Genomic DNA, 21,885 nt, shown 5'->3' on the forward strand with positions numbered 1-21,885 from the left:
GCCCGCATCATGGAGAGCACATGAAGAACCAGATCCATCCCCTGCCCCTGGCCGTCATGGCGCTGGCCATCGTCACGGGCTGCCCGCCGGCACAGGCGCAGCAGCTGTGCTCGGCGGCGTCCAATCCGGTGTCCTTCGGGCTCTATGACCCGCAGTCGAGCAACCACATCGACAACAGCGGCAGCATCACCGTGACCTGCCAGGCCACCGTTTCGCTGCTGATCGCCTACACCGTCAAGCTCAGCGCCGGCAGCAGCGGCGCCTATGCGCAGCGCAAGATGCTCAGCGGCACCAACAGCCTGAACCACCAGGCCTATCTCGACGCCGCGCGCACCCAGGTGTGGGGGGATGGCTCTTCCAGCACCGGTTTCATCACGGATGGCTACCTGCTGCAGGTGCTGGCGCCGGTGAGCAGGAGCTATACCGTCTACGGGCGCGTGCCCGGCAGCCAGAACGTCAAGGCAGGCAGTTATCTGGATACCTTGACGGTGCTCATCACCTATTGAGCGCGCCGCCGGGTGGTACGGATGAGCTTGAGAGGCGTTCTCGTTGCGATTCAGGTTTTCCCTGACACCAAAGGACGGGGGGCTAGGGAATCGCCGGATGCCGGTGACGGGCCTGAGAAATTAAAGTGTCTCCATACCAACGCTGCACAGGGAAGTTCTTGCAAGGGGCGAGGACGGGGCAGCCAGACAAGGAGAAACAGCATGTTCTTCATCAAGCAAAATCGTTTCGTCGCCGCTTCCATCGCCGCCGTGGTGCTGGCCTCGAGCGCACCCACCTCCTTTGCTGCCACGGCCAGCGGCACGCTGACCATCAGCGCTTCGGTGGTCGCCGCCTGCACCGTGGTCGGTTCGGCCATCGCCTTCGGCGCCTACACCCAGAGCGTGGTGAACCAGACCGGCACCATCACCGTGCTGTGCACCAACGGCACGGCCTACAACGTCGGCCTGGATGCCGGCACCGGCACCGGCTCCACGGTGAGCAACCGCAAGATGAGCGCAGCCGGCGGCGGCACCCTGAACTATGCGCTGTACCGCGACTCGGCCCGCAGCAACAACTGGGGGTCGACCATTGGCACCGATACCCTGACCGGCACCGGTTCCGGCCTGACCCAGACGCTGACCGTCTATGGCCAGATCCCGGCAGCCCAGACGCCGCTGGCCGGTTCCTATTCGGATACCGTGACCGTGACGCTGACGTACTGAACGGATGAATGGCCGACAGGCCGGCATGACGCGCTTTTGACCCAAGGATCATGTCGCCGCCATTGCGCTGCAGCTTGACCATGCGCCAAGGTAAGGACTACAACGTCAGCTGTGATGGATACCGGGGAAACCGGAGGGGGTGGGCGGTGTACTTCAGGTTGAAGTACACCGTTTTTTTTGTTCTGCGGGCGCAGGATCCGCGACCTACACCGGGAAGACGGCCTCTACCAGCGCCGCCTGCTGGGCGTAATGACGGATCTTGGAGGCGGTCGGTCCCGAATCGGTATCAGGGCGGGTCACCGCCCGCAGTCCTGCCTGTGCCGGCAAGGACGCTTCGATGGCATCGCGCACGCACAGCCAGGCACCCTGCTTGCGTTCTTCCTCCTGCACCCAGATCACTTCCTCCAGGTTCGGATAGCTGCGCAACACCTCAGCCAGCCTGTCCTGCGGGAAGGGATGCAGCTGCTCCACGGTCAGCAAGGCGGTCCGCACATCGCCGGCACGGGTGCGTCCATCGACCAGGTCGTAATACACCTTGCCGCTGCACAGGACCACCCGCCGCACCTGTTCTTCCGGTGGCGCCTCGGCGTCGGGCATCAGCGTCTGGAAGCCGCCCTGCAACAGCGCCGACAAGGGCGACTGCGAACCCGCCTGGCCATGCAGCACCGACTTGGGCGTGAAGACGACCAGTGGACAGTCTGCCTGCAGCGCCTGCTCTCGCAGCAGGTGGAACCACTGCGCCGAGCTGGCCGGACAGGCCACGCGCAGGTTCTGTTGAGCGCACAGCAGCAGCATGCGGCTCAGATAAGCGGTCGAGTGCTCCGGTCCCACGCCCTCATAGCCATGCGGCAGCAGCACGGTCAATGCCGAGGGGTAGCCCCATTTGCCGCGGCCTGAGCTGATGTACTGGTCAATCATGATCTGGGCGCCATTGACGAAGTCACCGAACTGGGCCTCCCAGATCACCAGGGCGCCAGCGCCAGTACCGGCAGCGGCCTGGACGCTGAAGCCGTATTCGAATCCCAGTACGGCTTCTTCACTGAGCGGCGAATTGATCACCTCCAGCGCAGTGCCGGGCGCGGCCACCTGGCGCAGCGGCCAGAAAGCCTGCTGCACGCCTTGCGCGGCATCGATCGCATGCCACACGGCATGGCGCTGCATGAAGGTGCCGCGCTGCACATCCATGCCCGAAATGCGCAGGCCCCGCCCTTCCCACAGCAAGGAGGCATAGGCCATGTTCTCGGCAAAGTTCCAGCTGCAGGGCTGATCGGGCGTACTGACGCAGTCCTGCCACTGGCCGATCAGTCGCGTGATGGCGGGATGGGCGGCAAAGTCTTCGGGCAGGCGCGTCATGCGTTCGACGAACTGGCGCAGGCGCTGCAGATCTGGCGCCGCGGGCTTGCTGGCCACGGCGGCTGCGCTCCGAGCGCTTGCCGGAGCCGACGCACGGCTGCCGCGGAACCCCGCCAGGGCCTGCTGGCTGCTGGCTGCCAGCAACGCCGCCCCCTCTTCCGAACCTGGCCAGCCGGCCTGGGCATAGAGCTGCGTGACGGGCGGATGCTTGTCGATGAAACCGTGCAGCAGGGGCTGGGTCACGGTTGCGGTGTCCTGTTCGGCATGACCCCAGCGACGATAGCCGACCAGGTCGATCACCACATCGGCGCCGAACTGCATGCGATAGTCAAAGGCCATGCGCGCCGCCCGCAACACCGCCTCCGGCTGGTCGGCATTGACGTGCAGTACCGGCGCGCCGACGATGCGGGCGATGTCGGTGCAATAGCCATGATTGAGGGGATCGAGCGGATTGGGCGTGGTAAAACCGATCTGGTTGTTGACGATCACATGCACCGTACCGCCCACGGTGTAGCCGGGATGCTGGGCCAGCTTGAGCGACTCCATCACCACGCCCTGGCCGCAGAAGGCGGCGTCACCATGGATCACCACCGAGGCCGGCATGGCCGATTGCGGATGCGCTGCGCGATAGCCGCGCACCATGCCCAGCAGGACGGGATAGGCGCTCTCCAGGTGCGAGGGATTGTGGGCCATGAACAGGCCCAGGGGGCCATGGGCAGTGGCGCGGACGGTCTCGGCACCGAGGTGGTAGGGCAGGTCCACGGCCTCGGCAGCTGCTTGCGTGGTGCGACTGGCATCGAAGTAGGCCACGATGTCGGCGGCCGGCATCTGCATCAGGTTCACCAGCAGATTGAGGCGGCCGCGATGCGGCATGGCCAGGAACAATCGCTCCAGCTGATAGAAGCTGCTGCGTTCGACCAGGGCATCCATCAACACCAGCAGGGCTTCGCAACCCTCCAGGGAAAAACGCTTGGCCTGCGGATAGTCTTGCTGCAGATAGTGCTCCCACTGCTGCGCAGCAGCCAGTCGGGCCAGCACGGCGGCACGCTCCTGGGCGCCCGGCTCGGCACCGGGGTCGCGTGTGGCCAGCCGGGCGAAGAGCCACTGGCGGCGCGCTTCATCGCGCACGCCACTGGCGTCCAGCCCGAGCGGTCCGCAATAGAGCCGACTCAGAAAATGCGTCAATTCCTTCACATTGGTCAGACCCAGCCCATCCAGAAAGCGGTGCTGGGCCAGGGCCAGGTCCTCATCCTTCAGATCATGACTTTGCGGCAGCAAGGCGGGGATTTCGGGCACGGAGAGCGTGCCCAGGGGATCGATATCGGCAATCCGATAGCCTTCGTTGCGATAGGCCTCGATGAAGGAGTGAATGCGCGCGTGGGCCAGGGCCTGGCGCGGATCGGACAACTGCTCGGCGGCGGCGGGAGAGTGGTGGAGCGTCATGGCGAACCTTTCTGGGCAAGGACGTGGACAGGCCGCGCGCAACGCCCCGCAGGCGATGACGACACGCGCGACGGACGCGCGCCCTCCCCTGCCAGCCGACTGCCAGGCGCTTGATGGCCTGGTGCGGCAGCTGTTCATGGTGGGACGCTTTGTTCTTGTCGCACCCGCAGTGATGAAGCGGGCGCGGTCTCCTCGCGGAACCGGGATCAGGCGGCGGGTGCGCCGCCCGGCTGAGGCATCAGCCCTGGATCAGGGACAGCTCGGGCTGAATGATCTTTTCGCGCGGACCATTGCGCGGTGGCGTGGCGTAGGCATGGGCCAGCAATTCGCTCAGACGGAAGCGCCCCATCAGTGCCGACAGCTGTTCGGCCTGCGATTGCAGGGCCTTGGAGGCGGCGGCGTTCTGCTCCACCAGGGCCGAGTTTTCCTGGGTCATCTGGTCCATCTGGCTGATGGCCTGGTTGATCTGCTCGATGCCCTCGCTCTGCTCCTTGCTGGAGGCGCTGATATCGGTGATCAGGTCGGTGGCGTGCTTGATGCTGGCGATGACTTCATCGATGGTCTCCACGGTCTGTTCGACGATGGTGCTGCCGGCCTTGACGTGGCCGACCGATCCCTCGATGAGCGACTTGATTTCCTTGGCGGCCACGGCGCTGCGCTGGGCCAGACCACGCACTTCGCTGGCCACGACGGCAAAACCGCGTCCGTGCTCACCGGCGCGGGCCGCTTCCACCGCGGCGTTCAGCGCCAGCAGGTTGGTCTGGAAGGCAATGCCGTCGATGACCGTGATGATGTCGGCGATCTTGCCGGAGGAGGTGCTGATGGCGCTCATGATGTTGACCACCTGCTCCACCGATGCCCCGCCCCGCACTGCCACGTCGGAGGCCGAGACGGCCAGCTCGCTGGCCTGGCGGGCGTTGTCGGCATTCTGGCGCACCGCCGAGGTCAGTTGCTCCATGGCCGAGGCGGTTTCTTCCAGCGAGCTGGCCTGCTGCTCGGTGCGATCCGACAGGCTCAGATTGCCCTGTGCCAGTTCGCGCGCGGCCATGTCGATGGCCGAGGTGCCATTGCGTACGTTGGAGACGGTGTCATGCAGGTTATCGCTCATGTGCTGCAGCGCCTGCAGCAGACGACTGATTTCGTCCTTGCCCGCGGCATCGAGGCGGTAGGACAGGTCACCCTGAGCCACGGCTTCGGCCAGTACGACGGCGTGGCGCACGGGAGCGGTGATGGAGCGCGTGATGAGCACGCCGATCACCGAGGCCACCACCACGGCCACGGCTGCCAGCACGAGCATCTGGATCACGGCAAGCTGACCGTCTTCAGCGGCCTGCGCGGAATCGTCCACCATTTCCTGTGCCAGCGAGTTGACCATCTTGTCGACCATGACGAAGTAATCCACCTGCAGGCGCGACATGTCGCCCTGGTACAAGGTAGTGGCCTCGGCGCGCTCGCCGGTCTTCATCAGCTCGAAGAACTTGCGGACGGTCACCCCATAGGCCGAACGGGCCTTGGTCTGTTCTGCATAGAGGGCCTTGGTCTTGTCGGAATCGAGCAGACCTTCCAGCTTCTTGTAGGCTTCGGTGTTGGCGCGGCGCAAGCCGGCATAGTCATCCATGTACCGGGCCGACGCCTCTGGCGTGGTGGCCAGCAGGATGTTGGAGAGCACTGCGTTGGCCTTGTAGCCATTGTTCTTGATCTGGTTGCTCAAGGCGATGAGCTGGTATTTCTCGTTGACGATGCTGTTGATTTCAGCATTGTTGGAAGACTGGTTCCTGACGCCGACCATGGCCGTGACCACGATCAGCAGCAAGACTATTGCAAATGCGCCGCCCAGGCGGACGCCAATGTTGAAATTGGCGAGCTTCATCGCTACCCCCTTGTAGATCCCATTAGATGCCTACGTGCAGGCCCAGGCCGGACGACATCACCCCGCGTCGTCACGCTTTCCCTGTTTGTCCATGACACTGCACGACCTTGCGAATCCGCCTGACCATCTCTTGGGTTCTTCTCACATCGTTGGGGAGCGGCTCACGCCCTTCTTCCTCGGCCCGCACAAAGTGGACCGGGTTCCCTCAAACACATGTCTGCCCCGGCGTGTGCCGGTCTCCTGTTTTTTGAGAAACTGCAAATTCAGGCTTAGTTTAAACATTTCCATAGAGAAAAAATACATGAAACTCACATTTATTTGAGGAGTGTCGCGTAAATTTGTCATTCAACCTGAGCAGCAATCGTTGCATGGTGAATACTGAATACAAACAAAAACGCCCCATTCTTGCGAACGAGGCGTTTTATCTGGCGGAGCGGACGGGGCTCGAACCCGCGACCCCCGGCGTGACAGGCCGGTATTCTAACCAACTGAACTACCGCTCCTAAACTGGTGCCGACTGCAAGATGCTGGTGGGCGCTGAGAGGCTCGAACTCCCGACCTAAGCCTTGTAAGGGCTCCGCTCTACCAACTGAGCTAAGCGCCCGGCAACCTTGACAGTCTCGTTGCTTGTTACCTCAGCAACGAAAGAACATTATTTTATAGCATCTTTTAAAGCTTTGCCAGCTTTAAATTTGGGGACCTTCGATGCCTTGATCTTCAGGGCAGCGCCGGTCTGTGGATTGCGGCCGGTCCGCGCAGCGCGCTTGCCCACCGCGAACGTACCAAAGCCCACCAGCGTGACCGTGCCGTTCTTCTTCAGCGTAGTCTTCACCGCACCAATGAATGCGTCTACCGCTCGTCCTGCCGCTGCCTTGGAGATGTCCGCCTCGCCGGCAATGTGCTCAATCAGTTCGCCTTTATTCACTTACGCCCCTCGAACAAGTTTCTGGTTGTTTGATTTCAAACGACAGCGCGGCGGCTCCAACACCTCGCGACAGAGCCCCGCTCATCATCGCTTGCCTGGCGGAAATCTTCCGCAGCGGCTATTAAACAAGCCGCACAAGCCCGTGTCAAGCGGGTTTCCAGCCTTCAAGCGATTTAAAAGCACGTTTCAAGCCTTCATTCCCATGCAGCGATATCTGAACCTTTTCCCCATAAAAAAGGCGCCTCTTGCGAGGCGCCCTTCAAGCCGTGGCGGCAACAACTACCGCTTCAGACTCAATGCTTCACTACCGGATCGGTCACACCTTCCTTCGGCTTGACCGCCGCTTCGACGATGGCTTCTTCCTCCGTCAAAGGCACCGGCTGGCGTTCCAGAGCAACCTCCAGGACCTTGTCGATCCAGCGCACCGGGATGATCTCCAGCTTGTTCTTGACGTTGTCCGGAATCTCGGCCAGATCCTTCACATTCTGCTCAGGAATCAACACGGTCTTGATGCCGCCGCGATGCGCCGCCAGCAGCTTTTCCTTCAGACCGCCGATGGGCAGCACTTCGCCGCGCAGCGTGATTTCACCGGTCATCGCCACATCAGCCCGCACCGGAATGCCGCTGAAGATGGACACCAGCGCCGTAGTCATCGCAATACCCGCAGACGGACCATCCTTGGGTGTCGCACCTTCGGGAACGTGGATGTGAATGTCGCTCTTCTCGAACACCTCGTTCTTGATACCGAGCTTGCGGGCACGGCTGCGAACGACGGTGCGCGCCGCTTCGATCGATTCCTTCATCACGTCGCCCAGGGTACCGGTGCGGATGATCTGGCCCTTGCCGGGCATGTTCACCGCTTCGATGGTCAGCAGATCGCCACCGACTTCGGTCCAGGCCAGGCCGACCACCTGGCCGATCTGGTTTTCCTTCTCGGCGATGCCGAAGTCGTAACGACGCACGCCCAGGAACTTGTCGAGATTGCGCGAGGTGACGGTGACCTTCTTCTCCTGCTTCTTCAGCAACAGCAGCTTCACGACCTTGCGGCAGATCTTGGAGACTTCGCGTTCCAGCGACCGCACACCGGCTTCACGGGTGTAATAGCGGATGATGTCGCGGATGGCCGATTCGGCCACGCTGATCTCGCCTTCCTTCAAGCCGTTGTTCTTGATCTGCTTGGGCAGCAGGTAGCGCTGCGCAATGCTGGTCTTCTCGTCCTCGGTATAACCCGACAGGCGGATCACTTCCATCCGGTCCAGCAGCGCCGGCGGGATGTTGAAGGAGTTCGAGGTGGCCACGAACATCACGTCCGACAGATCGAAGTCGACTTCGATGTAGTGGTCGGAGAAGGTATGGTTCTGCTCCGGGTCCAGCACTTCCAGCAGGGCCGAGGACGGATCGCCACGGAAGTCCATGCCCAGCTTGTCGATTTCATCGAGCAGGAACAGCGGATTGCGCACGCCGACCTTGGACAGGCTTTGCAGAATCTTGCCCGGCATGGAGCCGATGTAGGTACGACGGTGCCCGCGAATCTCGGCCTCGTCACGCACACCGCCCAGTGCCATGCGCACGAACTTGCGGTTGGTGGCGCGTGCAATGGACTGGCCCAGCGAGGTCTTGCCCACGCCCGGGGGACCGACGAAGCACAGGATCGGCGCCTTGAGCTTGTCTACACGCTGTTGCACGGCGAGGTATTCCAGAATGCGTTCCTTGACCTTCTCCAGGCCATAGTGATCGCCTTCGAGGACTTTCTCGGCATTGGTGAGGTCGTTGTTGACCTTGGACTTCTTCTTCCAGGGCAGCGCCACCAGCGTGTCGATGTAGTTGCGCACCACGGTCGCTTCGGCCGACATGGGCGACATGAGCTTCAACTTCTTGAGCTCGGATTGCGCCTTTTCCAGCGCTTCCTTGGGCATCTTGGCGGCGACGATCTTCTTTTCCAGCTCTTCCAGATCGGCACCGTCTTCGCCTTCGCCCAGTTCCTTCTGGATGGCCTTGACCTGTTCGTTCAGGTAGTACTCGCGCTGCGACTTTTCCATCTGGCGCTTGACGCGGCCACGGATACGCTTTTCCACCTGCAGGATGTCCAGTTCGCCTTCCAGCTGACCGAGCAGATGCTCGTAGCGCTTGGTGACGTTGAAGATCTCCAGGATCACCTGCTTTTGCTCCAGCTTCAATGGCAGATGCGCGGCGATGGTGTCGGCCAGGCGACCGGCGTCGTCGATGCCGGCCAGCGAGGTCAGGATCTCGGGCGGGATCTTCTTGTTCAGCTTCACGTACTGGTCGAATTGCTGCACGATGGTACGGCGCATGGCTTCGACTTCGGCTTCATCGCCCTGCTCGGATTCCACCGGGGTCAGGTCGGCGACGAAGTGGGTTTCCAGTTCGCTGATGTGATGGATACGGGCGCGCTGTGCACCTTCAACCAGCACCTTCACGGTACCGTCGGGCAGCTTCAGCATCTGCAGGATATTGGCTACGCAACCGATTTCATAAATGTCTTCGGCCGAAGGCTCATCCTTGGCCGCAGCCTTCTGGGCGGCCAGCATGATGCTCTTGCCCTGCTCCATGGCCGCTTCCAGCGCCTTGATCGACTTCGGGCGGCCGACGAAGAGCGGAATCACCATATGCGGGAAGACAACCACATCCCGTAAGGGCAACAGCGGCAATTGCGATTGTTCTGTAAGTATAGGAGTCGTCATGGCGGGCCTTATCAATAAGTACTGTGGATGATGTTGGCACGAGTGACCAAAACACAAGTCCGGCAGACTAAATATTCGCCGGCTGTGCGTTGTCATGATCGCAACAAAATAAAAAAGCCACACGCGAAGCTAGCTCCGGGTGGCTTTTCGATGGAAGCCAAGTAAGTGCGCCGGTTTATTTTACCGTGTTTGCGGTGACCGGACTTCGTGGTGGCTTCTTGCTACCGGAAGGCCCCCACTACGGGCGCCCTCCTTTTCCTGCTTTCCTGCTTTTTCGTTCATCTGCCGGGCAATCAGCCGCCCGACACCTTCGGCTGGTCGTGATAGATCAAGAGCGGCTTGGCGCCGTTGGTGATGGTGTTCTCGTCGATCACCACCTTGGCCACGTTCTGCTCGCTCGGAAGTTCATACATCACATCCAGCAGGGCATGTTCCAGAATCGAACGCAGGCCGCGGGCACCGGTCTTGCGCGCCAGCGCCTTCTTGGCGATGGCGTGCATGGCGGCCGGACGGATTTCCAGCTCGGCGCCTTCCATCTGCAACAGTTTGGCGTACTGCTTGATGAGCGCATTCTTGGGCTCGACCAGGATCTGGATCAGGGCTTCCTCATCCAGCTCGTTCAAGGTGGCGATCACCGGCAGACGACCGACCAGTTCCGGAATCAGGCCGAACTTGACCAGGTCTTCCGGCTCGGCATTCAACAGCACTTCCGAATTGCTCTTCTGGGTCTGGCTCTTGACGCTGGCCGAGAAACCGATGCCGCTCTTTTCGGAACGGTCGGAAATGATCTTGGCCAGGCCATCGAAGGCGCCGCCGCAGATGAACATGATGTTGGTCGTGTCGATCTGCACGAAATCCTGATTCGGATGCTTGCGGCCGCCTTGCGGAGGCACCGAAGCCATGGTGCCTTCGATCAACTTCAAGAGGGCCTGCTGCACGCCTTCACCGGAGACATCACGGGTGATCGACGGGTTGTCCGACTTGCGGGAAATCTTGTCGATCTCGTCGATGTAGACGATGCCCTTCTGGGCTTTCTCGACTTCGTAGTTGCAGTTCTGCAGCAGCTTCTGGATGATGTTCTCGACGTCCTCGCCGACATAGCCGGCTTCGGTCAGCGTGGTCGCATCGGCGATCACGAAGGGAACGTTGAGCATGCGCGCCAGAGTCTGCGCCAACAGGGTCTTGCCGGAGCCGGTCGGGCCAACCAGCAGGATGTTGCTCTTGGCCAGCTCGACGTCATCCTTCTTGCCGAGATGCTTCAGACGTTTGTAGTGGTTGTATACCGCCACCGACAGGATACGCTTGGCCGTAGCCTGTCCGATCACGTACTGGTCCAGCAGGTCGGTGATTTCCTGCGGGGTCGGCAGGTCCGACTTGGCGCCGGTGACGCTTTCCACGCTGGCGGCTTCATCACGGATGATGTCGTTGCACAGATCGATACATTCGTCGCAGATGAAGACCGAAGGACCGGCGATGAGCTTCTTGACTTCATGTTGGCTCTTGCCGCAGAAGGAGCAGTAAAGCAGTTTTTCGCCGCTGGAGGATTTTTTCTCAGACATAGAGCTACTAGGATAGAAGTTACGACCCGATCATACCCGCGAAATCCGGATTCGTCACGGCTTGGTCATTTTTGCTGTCCCAAAATGCTTCACAGGACTGCCGTATGACCGTTATATGTCAGCACAAGGGGCATTTATCAAGCAAACAGAACCAGAAAACCCGCTCTGTGCCAATTTCACCAGAATTTGCCAAAAAAAATGCCCGAACGGTGTTACGTTCGGGCATTTTTCGCCTTGGAATGTCGCCAATGCAATGACGCAAACTCAAGCGCGCTGGGTCAGCACCTGGTCGATCAGGCCATATTCCGCGGCGGCCTCGGCCGACATGAAATTGTCGCGATCGGTGTCCTTGCTGATCTGCTCGACCGTACGGCCGGTCTTTTCAGCGAGGATGGTGTTCAGACGCTCACGCAGGTACAGGATTTCACGTGCCTGGATCTCGATATCCGATGCCTGGCCCTGGGCGCCGCCCAGAGGCTGGTGAATCATGATGCGCGAGTTCGGCAGCGAGAAACGCTTGCCCTTGGCGCCAGCGGCCAGCAGGAAAGCACCCATGGAGGCGGCCAGACCCGTGCACAGCGTCGACACTTGCGGCTTGATGAACTGCATCGTGTCGAAGATCGCCATGCCGGCCGAGACCGAACCACCAGGCGAATTGATGTACAGGGAAATGTCCTTGTCCGGGTTTTCGCTTTCCAGGAACAGCAGCTGGGCCACGATCAGGTTGGCCATCGCATCATTGACCGGTCCGACCAGGAAAATGATGCGTTCCTTCAGCAGGCGCGAATAGATGTCGTAAGCGCGTTCGCCACGACCACTCTGTTCGATCACCATCGGCACCATGCCGAGCATTTGCGTATCCAGTGCAGATTGCTTCATCAGACCTGTCATGTATGCTTCCTTAAGCGTAAGAGTTTTCTGATACTACTAGAGAAAACCGGATTACGCTTGCGCCTGATTGCCCATCAGTTCGTCGAACGAAACCGGCTTTTCCGAGACCTTGGCCTTGCCGAGAACGTAGTTGACGACGTTTTCTTCCAAAACAAGGGCTTCGACTTCGGCCAGACGGCGACGGTCGGAGAAGTAGTACTTCAGCACTTGTTGCGGATCTTCGTAGCTCTGGGCGAAGTCTTCGATCTGCGCCTTGACCTGTTCTTCGGTGGCTTCCAGCTTATTCTGCTTGACCACTTCTGCCAGGATCAGACCCAGGCGCACGCGGCGCTCGGCCTGGGCGGTGAACAGCTCCTTGGGCAGCTGCATGACCTTGGGGTCCATGCCGCGCTGGGCCATGTCCTGACGGGCCATTTCGGACAGACGCTCGACGTCCTGGTCGATCAGGGCCTTGGGCACTTCCAGCTCCGAGGCCTTGATCAGGGCGTTCATGACGCTGTCCTTGGTCTTGGCCTTGGTACGGGCGGTGACTTCGCGCTCCAGGTTCTTCTTGATGTCTTCGCGCATCTTGGTCAGGTCGCCGTCTTCGATGCCCAGGGATTGAGCGAAGACTGCATCGACTTCAGGCATGTGAGCCCATTCGATCTTCTTGACGGTGATGGTGAACTCAGCGGTCTTGCCGGCCACGTCCTTGCCGTGATAGTCCTCGGGGAAAGCCAGCGGGAAGCTCTTGGATTCACCGACCTTCAGGCCGATGGTAGCGGCTTCGAATTCCGGCAGCATGCGGCCTTCGCCCAGCACGAACGGGAAGGCATCGGCCTTGCCGCCCTGGAATTCGACGCCGTCGATCTTGCCCACGAAGTCCACGGTCACACGGTCGCCGTTCTGGGCCGACTGGTCGGCACCGCCGTCGCCGTGCGCGCCTTGCTCGCCCTTGACGTGGTAGTGCACGCGCTGCTTGCGCAGGATGTCGATGGTCTTGTCGATTTCGGCGTCGGAGACGGCTGCGGTGGTCTTCTCGACTTCAGCGCCCGACAGGTCGCCCAGGGTGACTTCCGGATAGACTTCGAAGGTGGCGTCGAAGGCCAGCTTGCCTTCACCGGCTTCTTCGCTGGTCTTGGGTTCGATGCGGGGGAAGCCTGCCACACGCAGGTTGTTTTCGACGGCGGCATCATTGAATGCGCGGCCGACCTTGTCGTTCAGGACTTCGGTTTCGACCTGGTAGCCGAACTGGGCGGCAACCATCTTCATCGGCACTTTACCCGGACGGAAACCCGGTGCCTTGGCGGTACGGGCACGCACCTTCAGGCGCTTTTCCACTTCAGCCTGAACATCGGCCAGCGGGAAAGACAGGGTCATACGACGTTCGAGTTTGCTCAGGGTTTCGACTGCAGTTGCCATTTAAATCGTCCAAATGTTAAGAATTCCGTAAGCCGGAACATGCTGCTTCTCCTCCCAATCGATAGACTGCAGACGAAAAGCGCCCTGCCCGGCCGCGCTAAAGCTCGCTATTTTATACGCAAAAAGCGCCGATAGTCCAAAAATGGGCTTGCCACGCTGCAAACAGGGGCAAATCCCCTCGGAAGCCCACCTGACCAGCCCCCGCGCGGCCCGCAAACGCATCACGGCAACCGACGGATTGCCTGCCAGCAAAGTCCGGCGTAAAGAATTTAGAGAATTCCCCTCATTTCACCGGAATCGGCGTGGAAGCTGCCACCGGCACGGCGGTGACGGCATTCATCGGACTACCATCGATGAGCTTGTCGGAATAGGTCAGGTAGACCAGCGTATTGCGCTTGGTATCGACCACGCGCACCACGTGCAGGCGTTTGAAGAGAATGGACATGCGCTCGCTGAAGACATCTTCCTGCACCGGCAGCTTTTCCTGGAACTGCAGGGCGGGCCTCACCTGGCGGCAGGCGATGGAGGCTTCGGACTTGTCCTCGGCCAGGCCCACCGTCCCCTTGACACCACCGGTGCGGGCGCGCGACACGTAGCAGGTCACGCCCTGCACCTTGGGGTCATCATAGGCTTCGATGACGACACGGTCGTTCTTGCCCAGCCAGCGGAAGGCGGTGCTGACATCGGCCAGTTCTTCGGCGCTGGCGACGTGGGGAACGGCAGCGGCGAAGGCGAAGACGGAGAAGATCGCCCCGACCAGGGCGCGTGCTTGATGGTTCATGTAGATGCCCGAATGAAGTGAAGTGAATTTATTGACGAATGCAGTAGACCGCCAGGGCGGCGCATTGTTCAGCTTCCCCTGGCGTTGACGCCGCTTTGCATCGTCTCGCAGGTGCGTACCGGGGGCGGAGAAAAGATCAGTCCTCGATTTTTTCGAACCGCGGCACCTGCCTGCCATCGACCTCCACCTTCTCGAAGAAGACTTCACGCGGCCGCAGCCAGAGACGGCCATCGGCGGCGCGGTAGATGATCATGGGCGTGAGGTCGGCTTCGAGGATGGCCTCGTCGATATATTCATAGATGCCGCCCTTGTAGTGACGATAGCGTGTCATGGCAATCCTGCTGGGTGGAAGAAAAAGCGGCATGGTACTACCGATCATCGGCACCCCGACGTGTCCGCACAGAAAAACGCCCACATTGACAACGCCTTGCAGTACAATGGCGCGCTTTGACAAATTGCTACCTGCATCGGTAGCGGCAGGTCTGCAGCAAGCGCGCTGCCAGACTGCTATCGCACCGGTGCCCGACCCCCTTTTGCGAGGATGGCGAAATTGGTAGACGCACCAGGTTTAGGTCCTGACGCCAGCAATGGTGTGGGGGTTCGAGTCCCCCTCCTCGCACCAGACAATCCGTTTCAAATCAATAAATTAGAGATTTATAGCTGTCATTATTTTGGGTATTTTGGGGCTGTTTTGGCATGGCAATGGCAACATAATGACGGCATAGGTGACTCAGCCGCTCTTACAGCGGAACGCGGAATCCCCCGAGTGATTCGCCGACAACTACAGCCCCGTATCCGAAAGGAACACAGCCCGACTGCTTATCGGAGCAGTCGGGCTGTGGTTAATTCTTAATCAAAGAATCTTCTAGAAATTCTTTTTGCTTTCGCCAATCTCTTTGCCCATAGCCTCAATCTCCTCCGCCTTGCCGTCCTTGGCACCATGTTCGCCATCGAACTCGATATTTCGGCGCAAAACAGAAATTGCACGCGAGCACTTGAATAGAGCTTGATTATGGGAGTCGCCCTGTTTCGTACTTAGACCGCTCACGTCTACCCGTTCCAGAATTCTCATACAGTCTCTAACTTTGGACGTCATCTCGTCATATTCGAGGCGCTCCATAGCGTCCCTAAAAGCAGCAGCGATTTCCTCAAACGCCAACTCTGCTCGCTCCAGCCCCATTTTGGCCAAGGCCACCTGCCTAGTGGCGGCTTGGCGGGCGTTCTTCCGCTGTCGACGACTCTCGAAAAACGCAAGCAAAAAGGCAGCGATTACCGCAGCAATTGCTCCAACTGCCTGAACCCAACTGGCAGTACCAGGATGTCCTTCAATCCAGCATAGCAATTTCTCCATAGCCCCGATTTCCCCCATTTGCCAGCGATAGCTTCATCCGACGCATCGACGACCGCTTTGTCAGCATTCGCACCGGCAGCGTCTTCAAAGTGATCTTCTCCCCCATCAGGCCGGGCATCAAACTGTTCGATACGCCGGTGACGGTGATGGCGTGGTCGCTGGTGTCCTCGTTCTCTTCGTGCAGATCCCACAGCTTGCTGGCGTTGACACTGATGATGACGCCCTTGCCGTCCTTGATGCTTTGGGCGACTGCCGTGAGATCGACCCGCTCGTCGATGGTGCAGGCAAAACCGAAGTGCTCCAGCAAGGCCTGCCGGTCATCTTCGGAGGTGGCACCGCGCATATCGGCGGATTCGGCAGCGGTATCGCAAAGGTTTTCCTTGATGGCGCACTGGACTACTTCCTTTTCGGAGACGGCACGGCCCCCCATCAGGGTGACGTTGGCCACACTGGTCTCGCCGCAGGTTCCCCAATAGCCCTCGACTTCGCCGCCCTGGTCGTAATCCAGCTGATACGAACGCGGCATGCCATAGACCAGCACCTTGACGCCATTGACCACTGCGCTTTGCGGTTTGCTGGCATCGAGCAGCACCAGGTTTTCGACATTGGCCGAGAGCGTGCTGCTGGCCGTGGCATAGACCGTATCGACGCCTTCATCGGCCTGTTCAATGATCCGGTCGCCGGCATTGTCGAGGTAATAGCTGTCGTCGCCCTTGACCGGGGTGACAGCGGGTGTACTGGTGGGAGTCGTGCTGACTGGTTTGGGCTGGCTGGGTAAGGTGATGTTGGCAGGCGGGTTGAGGCTGACGATGGTGGGCGGTGTGGCCTGTTCGGCGGCCACCGGCAAGACGGTCGGGTTCTACATCACCGACTCGGGACGCGGCCTGGCCAGTGACATGTGCCGCTTCGTCCCGCTGCAACGCCTGCGCGAGGCCACCCAGGTCTACGGAGCCGATACCGTCACCACCGATGACCCCATCAAGCTGCGCAATCAGGATCTCGATGCCAGCGGCAATGATCTGAACAACATCCTGGTCGGCAATCGCGGCAACAACCTCATCACCGGGGGGCGGGGCAACGACCTGCTCATCGGCGGCGCCGGCGACGACAGCTATACCTTTGCCAGGGGCGACGGACAGGATGTGCTCTACGACCACGATGCGACCAAGGGCAACCTCGATACGCTCAGCTTCACAGATGCCAGACAAACCAATCTCTGGTTCAGCAAGAGCGGGAACGATCTGCGCATCGATGTGCTGGGCGGGACCGACGAAGTACTGGTCAAGGACTGGTATCAGGGTACAGGCAGCGACAACCACATCGAACGCATCAAGACCGCCGACGGCAAGACCCTCTACGACACCGACGTCGACAAGCTGGTACAGGCCATGGCCAGCTTCGCCCCACCGGCGGCCACCCAGACCAGCTGGCCAGCCACCCGGGGCGGCGATGGCAAGGTGCTGCTGACCATCTCTCATTGATCACGGGCGCCGCCAGGACCGGGAAATCTGCCGGATTTTGACAAAAAGCTTCACCAGCGCCCAACAGGGATGCCGTCCAAGGGCGGCATCCCGCACCCCTCTGCAACAAGCTTCATTCCCGGCCTGAATCGGCCTGATGCGGGCATCCTCGCGCCCGTTTCACCGTCCCCTCGCGCTTAACTGCTACAATCCGCGCCTTTGCCGGCCCGGCGGCCGTGCCGTCTCATCATCGCAGGAGCCTTTATGCCTACCCAGGAAGAATTCGACGCCTTGAAGCAAAGCCACAACGCGCTGCTCAACAAGTTCATCGAGAACAATACCGCCGACCAGATCCTGTTCTCCACCCTCTTCACGGCGGCGGCCGTGCTGTCCAAGGATGGCAAGCAGTTCACCGCAGGCGCCATGGGCATTGCCCGCTCGCTGGCGGCACAGTTGAATGCCGGCGGCACCATGCCCAAGGCGCTGCTGGAGACGGTGGAAACCCGCATCGCCACCATCGAGGCGCTGCTCAAGGACAAGTTCGACTGAGTAGCGCGCCCCATGGCCGTCGATCACTACGAGAACTTCCCCGTGGCCTCGCTGCTGCTGCCGGCGCGTCTGCGCCCGGCGGTGACCGCCATTTATGCCTTTGCCCGCAGCGCCGATGATATCGCCGATGAAGGCGATGCCCGCCCGGAAGAACGCCTGGCCGCCCTGCACGCCTATGAGGCAGAGCTGGATCTGATCGCGCAGCAGCTCCCCTGCACCCATCCCATCTTCACGCGACTGGCGCAAACCATCGCCGACCACGCCCTGCCGCTGCAACCCTTCCGTGACCTGCTCTCGGCCTTCCGCCAGGATGTGGTGACCACCCGTTACCCGCGCTACACGGACCTGCTGGACTACTGCCGTCGCTCTGCGAACCCGGTAGGAACCCTGATGCTTCATCTGTATGGCGCAGCGAATGAAGAAAACCTCCGGGATTCAGATGCCGTCTGCAGCGCCCTGCAACTCATCAACTTCTGGCAAGACGTTGCCATCGACTGGCAAAAGGCACGCATCTACCTGCCGCTGGAAGATCTGGCCCGCTTTGGCGTGGAACAAGACGATATCGACCAGGCCCGCAATGACCAGCGCTGGCAACAGCTGATGCAGTTCGAGATCGACCGGGCCCGTGCACTGATGCTCTCCGGTGCCCCGCTGGCACGTCGCCTGCCGGGCCGCATCGGGCTGGAATTGCGGATGGTGGTGCAAGGCGGCTTGCGCATCCTGGAGCGCATCGAGGCGGTCCGGGGCGACGTCTTCGGCCAGCGCCCCAAGCTGGGCAAGCGCGACTGGCTCATCGTGGGCTGGCGCGGCCTGACCCGGTAAATCCGGTCCGCCATGAGAAAGCCCCGCCCGGCACAAAGGCCGGCGGGGCTGCGGGAAGAAACGACGGGAAGCGGTGTCAGACCAGCAAGGCCGCCGTCAGCGTACGGATTTGCTCCTCGGAGTCATCCAGCAGTTCGCGCAGCGAACGGTCTCCGATGTAGTCATCCACCAGGGTCTCGCCGCCGATGCCGGCTTCGGCCACCACGGTGCGCTGCAGCGGCGAGGGTACCGGCGAGAGTTCCTTGGCCAGCAGCAACACGTCGCCGATGGTCTGGGGCGGCAGCACGCGTACGCCGTGCCACAGGGATTCGATGGCATCGACCACCGGCTGCGGCACGCCCAGTTTCTTCAACACGGCGCGGCCGATCATTTTCTCGCCGTATTCCATCCAGTCCTCGGTGCCGCCGTCGAGCAGGCCGGGGAAGTCATCCGTGCGCGAGAGCAGGTAGAAGCCGCCCACTTCATGCACGATGCCGGCGAACATGGCCGTCTCGGGATCAGCCTTGGTCAGCTTGGAGGTCAGCACATAGGCGGTGGCGGCCACGTGGGCGCAGTGCTCCCACAACTGGGCCGACTTGATGCGCATGCCGGGATTGTTGATGGTGCGGCCGAGCTGGCGCACGATCACCGAGGTGGTGATGGTGTTCAAGGTACGAAAACCCAGCCGCATCACGGCCGCGCGTACGTTGTTGATCTCGCCGCCGGACCGGTTGTAGGCCGCCGAATTGGCAATGGCCACGGTGCGTGCCGAGACCAGCGGCTCGGCCATCACCAGCTTGGCCGCCAGTTCCAGGTGGCAGTCCGGGTCGGCCAGCGCCTTTTGCAGCTTGATCGAGGCGCTGACGTTGGCGGGGAATACCAGCTCGCCGCGACCGGCCTGCGAGGCGATATTGCGAAAGATTTCCAGTCTGTCCATATTGTCTCCAGCCTCCAGGGGGCCATCGTCGATGGCCAGGGTTGCCGATGTGCCGCGCTGCGACCGGGCTTGCCCGCTGCTGCGCCACGTCTGTTCAGATTAACGGCAGAATTCATCCGGATTTGATGTCATGTGAATTTGTTTTTCCGGAATGCGCTGACCTGAGCTTAAAGGACAACGCCAAGGGCCGCAATAGAGGGGGTTCAAGGCCGGGTCAGCGACCATGGGCATTTGCCCTGCCGGGCGCACTCGGCTAGCATAGCGCCTTTGCCGCAGCGGGCCTTGCCCGCCTGCCCCACTGCTTCAACCGCCCCGCCACGCATCCATGTCTCCAGACGAATACTGCCAGCAGAAGGCCGCCGCCAGCGGTTCCAGTTTCTATTACAGCTTCCTGTTCCTGCCGCCCCAGCGCCGGCTGGCGATCACGGCGCTGTATGCCTTTTGCCGCGAGGTCGACGATACCGTCGATGAAATCGAGGATGCCATGGTGGCCCGGACCAAGCTGATGTGGTGGCGCAAGGAAATCGCCGCCATGCTGGAGGGGCAGCCGACCCACCCGGTCACCAAGGCTCTGCACCCGCACGTGGCCACCTACCAGTTCAAGGGCGAACACCTGCAAGCCATCATCGATGGCATGGAAATGGACCTGGACCAGACCCGCTACCTCGACTACCCCGGCCTGCAGCGCTACTGCTGGCACGTGGCCGGCGTGGTGGGCGTACTCTCGGCCAGCATCTTCGGCCATACCCAGCCGGGGACCCTGCTCTTTGCCGAGAAGCTGGGGCTGGCCTTCCAGCTCACCAACATCATCCGCGATGTCGGCGAAGATGGCCGCAAGGGTCGCATCTACCTGCCGGTCAATGAATTGCAGCAATTCAACGTCACGGCCGCCGACATCCTCAATGCCCGCCACAGCGAGCGCTTCGAAGCGCTGATGAAGTTCCAGGTCGAGCGCGCCCAGGCCGTTTATGACGAAGCCTTTGCCCTGCTGCCCAAACAAGACCGCCGCGCCCAACGCCCCGGCCTGATGATGGCCGCCATCTACCGCACCCTGCTCGACGAGATCGCGCGTGACGGCTACCACGTGCTCAACCAGCGCATCTCGCTCACCCCCATCCGCAAGCTCTGGCTGGCGTGGAAGACCTATGTCTTCGGCTGACCGCTCCGCCCGCCGATGAACAACGCACCACGCCATTACGCCGTCATCGGTGCCGGCTGGGCCGGATGTGCCGCCGCCGTGGCGCTGACATCCGGCGGCCATCGTGTGAGCCTGTTCGAATCGGCGCGCACCCTGGGCGGGCGGGCGCGTCGGGTGGCGCTGGACGAACGGGTGCTGGACAACGGCCAGCACATCCTGCTGGGCGCTTATCGGTCCACGCTGGCCCTGATGAAACAGGTCGGCGTCGATCCGGCCAGCGCCCTGCTGCGCCTGCCCTTGCAGATGCGCTATCCGCTGGGTGCAGGAGGCGAAGGCATGGATTTCGTGGCGCCGCGTCTGCCGGCGCCCTGGCATGTGGCGGTGGCGCTGCTGCGCGCCAAGGGGCTGGCGCGCGACGACAAGATGGCGCTGGCGCGCTTTTCCACTACGGCGCGCTGGATGGGCTGGCAATTGCACCAGGATTGCAGCGTGGCCGAGCTGCTGGAGCGCTACGAACAAACGCCGCGCCTGATCCGCCTGATGTGGCGTCCGCTGTGCATCGCCGCGCTGAACACCCCGCCCGAGCGGGCCTCGGCGCAAGTCTTCCTGACCGTGTTGCGCGACAGCCTGGGCGCGCGCCGCGCCGCCTCCGACATGCTCATCCCGCGTCTGGACTTGAGCGCCCTGCTGCCCGATGCGGCCGCCGCCTATCTGGGCAAGCGCGGCGGCCTGGTGCAGCCGGGTGTGACCGTGGCGCAGCTGCTGCCCGGCAATGACCCGGGCACCTGGCGCCTGGAAGACCGCGCAGCCGAAAGCCTGGGTGAATTCGCCGGGGTGGTGCTGGCCACCGGCCCGGATGCCGCCGCGCAATTGCTGGAGGGCCTGCACGACACCGCCCTGCTGCGTGCGCTGGAGCACGAATCCATCACTACCTGCTATCTGCAGTACCCGCCCGAGGTGCGTCTGCCCGCCCCCTTCCTGGCCCTGGCGGACGATCCGCAAGCCCGGGGCTGGGGCCAGTTCGTCTTTGACCGGGGACAACTGGGGGGCGAAGCAGGCTTGCTGGCCGTCGTCGTCAGTACAGCCGGCCAGGCCGTGGCCGATGGCCATGCCGCCCTGACCGAGGGCATCGCCCGCCAGCTGGCGCAGGACTTCGGCAATCCGGCCCTGGCCACGCCCGGCTGGCACCGGGTCATCACTGAAAAACGGGCCACCTTCGCCTGCACCCCGGGCTTGCAGCGCCCCGACAATACCGGCATGCCCTCCGGGCTGGCCCTGGCCGGGGACTACGTGGCCGGCGACTATCCCGCCACGCTGGAAGGCGCCGTGCGCAGCGGCCTGGCGGCGGCACGGCTGCTGGCCGCCTAGAGGCTAAATTTTTCATGGATGGCGGCAAAGGGATTCACCCCAAGCGCGACGGGTATGCACTAGCATAACGGGCATGCTGCAATCCCTTTGTCCGCAATCTCACTGCAAGGCGGCTCCGGCCGCACCCCATCACAACGGAGAAAAAACA

Annotated in this window: 19 protein-coding genes and 3 tRNA genes; 8 read left to right on the forward strand and 14 right to left on the reverse strand. The window is 61.6% G+C overall.

Translation table 11 applies throughout. The annotated features are described in order from the left end of the window. Positions 1-20: 20 nt before the first annotated feature. On the forward strand, positions 21-506 hold the full coding sequence (locus HWE01_RS13365) for a Csu type fimbrial protein (protein WP_241822061.1): 486 nt from the start codon (positions 21-23) through the stop codon (positions 504-506). Between the two features lie 201 nt (positions 507-707). Then, positions 708-1,208, forward strand: coding sequence for a Csu type fimbrial protein (locus HWE01_RS13370; RefSeq protein WP_008329413.1), 501 nt, complete (start codon positions 708-710; stop codon positions 1,206-1,208). A 204-nt stretch (positions 1,209-1,412) separates the two neighbouring features. On the opposite strand, the gene HWE01_RS13375 is transcribed toward HWE01_RS13370, so the two are convergent. From HWE01_RS13375 to HWE01_RS13425, 11 genes are all read right to left on the reverse strand, one after another. Further along, positions 1,413-4,004 carry a 2-oxoglutarate dehydrogenase E1 component gene (locus HWE01_RS13375; protein ID WP_241822062.1) on the reverse strand — a complete coding sequence of 864 codons (2,592 nt, stop codon included), beginning with the start codon at positions 4,002-4,004 and terminating at the stop codon, positions 1,413-1,415. A 238-nt stretch (positions 4,005-4,242) separates the two neighbouring features. Continuing rightward, positions 4,243-5,874 (reverse strand): methyl-accepting chemotaxis protein, encoded by a 1,632-nt coding sequence (locus tag HWE01_RS13380; RefSeq protein WP_008329416.1) that lies wholly within the window; start codon positions 5,872-5,874, stop codon positions 4,243-4,245. 426 nt (positions 5,875-6,300) lie between these two features. Next, a tRNA-Asp gene (locus HWE01_RS13385) sits at positions 6,301-6,377 on the reverse strand. Between the two features lie 25 nt (positions 6,378-6,402). Beyond that, positions 6,403-6,478, reverse strand: a tRNA-Val gene (locus HWE01_RS13390). Positions 6,479-6,526: 48 nt separating this feature from the next. Continuing rightward, positions 6,527-6,799: an HU family DNA-binding protein gene (locus tag HWE01_RS13395; RefSeq protein ID WP_008329418.1), complete on the reverse strand. Its 273-nt coding sequence runs from the start codon at positions 6,797-6,799 to the stop codon at positions 6,527-6,529. Between the two features lie 293 nt (positions 6,800-7,092). Further along, positions 7,093-9,501, reverse strand: coding sequence for an endopeptidase La (gene lon / locus HWE01_RS13400; protein ID WP_241822063.1), 2,409 nt, complete (start codon positions 9,499-9,501; stop codon positions 7,093-7,095). Positions 9,502-9,794: 293 nt separating this feature from the next. Next, a complete protein-coding gene (clpX, locus tag HWE01_RS13405; RefSeq protein ID WP_008329422.1) occupies positions 9,795-11,060 on the reverse strand; it encodes an ATP-dependent Clp protease ATP-binding subunit ClpX in 1,266 nt (421 codons plus the stop codon). Between the two features lie 264 nt (positions 11,061-11,324). Further along, positions 11,325-11,951 (reverse strand): ATP-dependent Clp endopeptidase proteolytic subunit ClpP, encoded by a 627-nt coding sequence (clpP, locus tag HWE01_RS13410; RefSeq protein WP_008329424.1) that lies wholly within the window; start codon positions 11,949-11,951, stop codon positions 11,325-11,327. 51 nt (positions 11,952-12,002) lie between these two features. Further along, positions 12,003-13,352, reverse strand: a complete 1,350-nt coding sequence (gene tig / locus HWE01_RS13415) for a trigger factor (protein WP_034350407.1) — start codon at positions 13,350-13,352, stop codon at positions 12,003-12,005. 283 nt (positions 13,353-13,635) lie between these two features. Continuing rightward, positions 13,636-14,133, reverse strand: a complete 498-nt coding sequence (locus tag HWE01_RS13420) for a CreA family protein (protein ID WP_241822064.1) — start codon at positions 14,131-14,133, stop codon at positions 13,636-13,638. A gap of 136 nt (positions 14,134-14,269) precedes the next feature. Further along, positions 14,270-14,464, reverse strand: a complete 195-nt coding sequence (locus HWE01_RS13425) for a DUF1653 domain-containing protein (RefSeq protein WP_008329428.1) — start codon at positions 14,462-14,464, stop codon at positions 14,270-14,272. A 204-nt stretch (positions 14,465-14,668) separates the two neighbouring features. Between HWE01_RS13425 and HWE01_RS13430 the strand changes: the two genes are divergently transcribed. Next, a tRNA-Leu gene (locus tag HWE01_RS13430) sits at positions 14,669-14,755 on the forward strand. Positions 14,756-14,998: 243 nt separating this feature from the next. On the opposite strand, the gene HWE01_RS13435 is transcribed toward HWE01_RS13430, so the two are convergent. Both HWE01_RS13435 and HWE01_RS22930 read right to left on the reverse strand, forming a co-directional pair. Continuing rightward, positions 14,999-15,484: a hypothetical protein gene (locus tag HWE01_RS13435; RefSeq protein ID WP_241822065.1), complete on the reverse strand. Its 486-nt coding sequence runs from the start codon at positions 15,482-15,484 to the stop codon at positions 14,999-15,001. After that, the gene (locus HWE01_RS22930; protein ID WP_241822066.1) at positions 15,459-16,325 is read right to left on the reverse strand and encodes a cysteine peptidase family C39 domain-containing protein; all 867 of its coding nucleotides are present in this window, start codon (positions 16,323-16,325) and stop codon (positions 15,459-15,461) included. Before HWE01_RS22930 ends, HWE01_RS13435 begins: the two co-directional genes overlap by 26 nt. On the opposite strand from HWE01_RS22930, the gene HWE01_RS13445 reads away from it, so the two are divergent. The 3 genes from HWE01_RS13445 to hpnC all read left to right on the forward strand — a co-directional run bounded on the left by HWE01_RS13445 (position 16,282) and on the right by hpnC (position 18,315). Then, entirely contained in the window at positions 16,282-16,965 is a 684-nt protein-coding gene (locus tag HWE01_RS13445; protein ID WP_241822067.1) for a calcium-binding protein, read from the forward strand. The genes HWE01_RS22930 and HWE01_RS13445 overlap by 44 nt on opposite strands. 243 nt (positions 16,966-17,208) lie before the next feature. Then, positions 17,209-17,493 (forward strand): hypothetical protein, encoded by a 285-nt coding sequence (locus tag HWE01_RS13450; protein WP_008329431.1) that lies wholly within the window; start codon positions 17,209-17,211, stop codon positions 17,491-17,493. Between the two features lie 12 nt (positions 17,494-17,505). Then, complete coding sequence (gene hpnC / locus HWE01_RS13455) at positions 17,506-18,315, forward strand: squalene synthase HpnC (RefSeq protein ID WP_241822068.1); 810 nt, start codon at positions 17,506-17,508, stop codon at positions 18,313-18,315. Between the two features lie 76 nt (positions 18,316-18,391). Here the strand turns inward: hpnC and HWE01_RS13460 are convergent, their stop codons facing one another. Next, a complete protein-coding gene (locus tag HWE01_RS13460; RefSeq protein ID WP_008329433.1) occupies positions 18,392-19,231 on the reverse strand; it encodes an HDOD domain-containing protein in 840 nt (279 codons plus the stop codon). 325 nt (positions 19,232-19,556) lie between these two features. Here HWE01_RS13460 and hpnD point away from each other — a divergent pair, with 325 nt between their 5' ends. After that, a complete protein-coding gene (gene hpnD, locus HWE01_RS13465; RefSeq protein ID WP_008329435.1) occupies positions 19,557-20,390 on the forward strand; it encodes a presqualene diphosphate synthase HpnD in 834 nt (277 codons plus the stop codon). A gap of 15 nt (positions 20,391-20,405) precedes the next feature. Further along, entirely contained in the window at positions 20,406-21,737 is a 1,332-nt protein-coding gene (gene hpnE, locus HWE01_RS13470; protein ID WP_241822069.1) for a hydroxysqualene dehydroxylase HpnE, read from the forward strand. Positions 21,738-21,885 lie beyond the last annotated feature (148 nt).

The sequence above is a fragment of the Herbaspirillum sp. C7C8 genome (assembly GCF_022627875.1).
GTDB lineage: Bacteria > Pseudomonadota > Gammaproteobacteria > Burkholderiales > Burkholderiaceae_D > Herbaspirillum.

Coding starts and splice junctions, on each gene's coding strand:
- HWE01_RS13380 (WP_008329416.1), bottom strand. CDS start 5,874: ATGAAGCTCGCCAATTTCAACATTGGCGTCCGCCTGGGCGGCGCATTT.
- clpP (WP_008329424.1), bottom strand. CDS start 11,951: ATGACAGGTCTGATGAAGCAATCTGCACTGGATACGCAAATGCTCGGC.
- HWE01_RS13375 (WP_241822062.1), bottom strand. CDS start 4,004: ATGACGCTCCACCACTCTCCCGCCGCCGCCGAGCAGTTGTCCGATCCG.
- lon (WP_241822063.1), bottom strand. CDS start 9,501: ATGACGACTCCTATACTTACAGAACAATCGCAATTGCCGCTGTTGCCC.
- HWE01_RS13365 (WP_241822061.1), top strand. CDS start 21: ATGAAGAACCAGATCCATCCCCTGCCCCTGGCCGTCATGGCGCTGGCC.
- HWE01_RS13460 (WP_008329433.1), bottom strand. CDS start 19,231: ATGGACAGACTGGAAATCTTTCGCAATATCGCCTCGCAGGCCGGTCGC.
- hpnE (WP_241822069.1), top strand. CDS start 20,406: ATGAACAACGCACCACGCCATTACGCCGTCATCGGTGCCGGCTGGGCC.
- clpX (WP_008329422.1), bottom strand. CDS start 11,060: ATGTCTGAGAAAAAATCCTCCAGCGGCGAAAAACTGCTTTACTGCTCC.
- HWE01_RS13450 (WP_008329431.1), top strand. CDS start 17,209: ATGCCTACCCAGGAAGAATTCGACGCCTTGAAGCAAAGCCACAACGCG.
- HWE01_RS13420 (WP_241822064.1), bottom strand. CDS start 14,133: ATGAACCATCAAGCACGCGCCCTGGTCGGGGCGATCTTCTCCGTCTTC.
- HWE01_RS13435 (WP_241822065.1), bottom strand. CDS start 15,484: ATGGAGAAATTGCTATGCTGGATTGAAGGACATCCTGGTACTGCCAGT.
- tig (WP_034350407.1), bottom strand. CDS start 13,352: ATGGCAACTGCAGTCGAAACCCTGAGCAAACTCGAACGTCGTATGACC.
- hpnC (WP_241822068.1), top strand. CDS start 17,506: ATGGCCGTCGATCACTACGAGAACTTCCCCGTGGCCTCGCTGCTGCTG.
- HWE01_RS13425 (WP_008329428.1), bottom strand. CDS start 14,464: ATGACACGCTATCGTCACTACAAGGGCGGCATCTATGAATATATCGAC.
- HWE01_RS13370 (WP_008329413.1), top strand. CDS start 708: ATGTTCTTCATCAAGCAAAATCGTTTCGTCGCCGCTTCCATCGCCGCC.
- hpnD (WP_008329435.1), top strand. CDS start 19,557: ATGTCTCCAGACGAATACTGCCAGCAGAAGGCCGCCGCCAGCGGTTCC.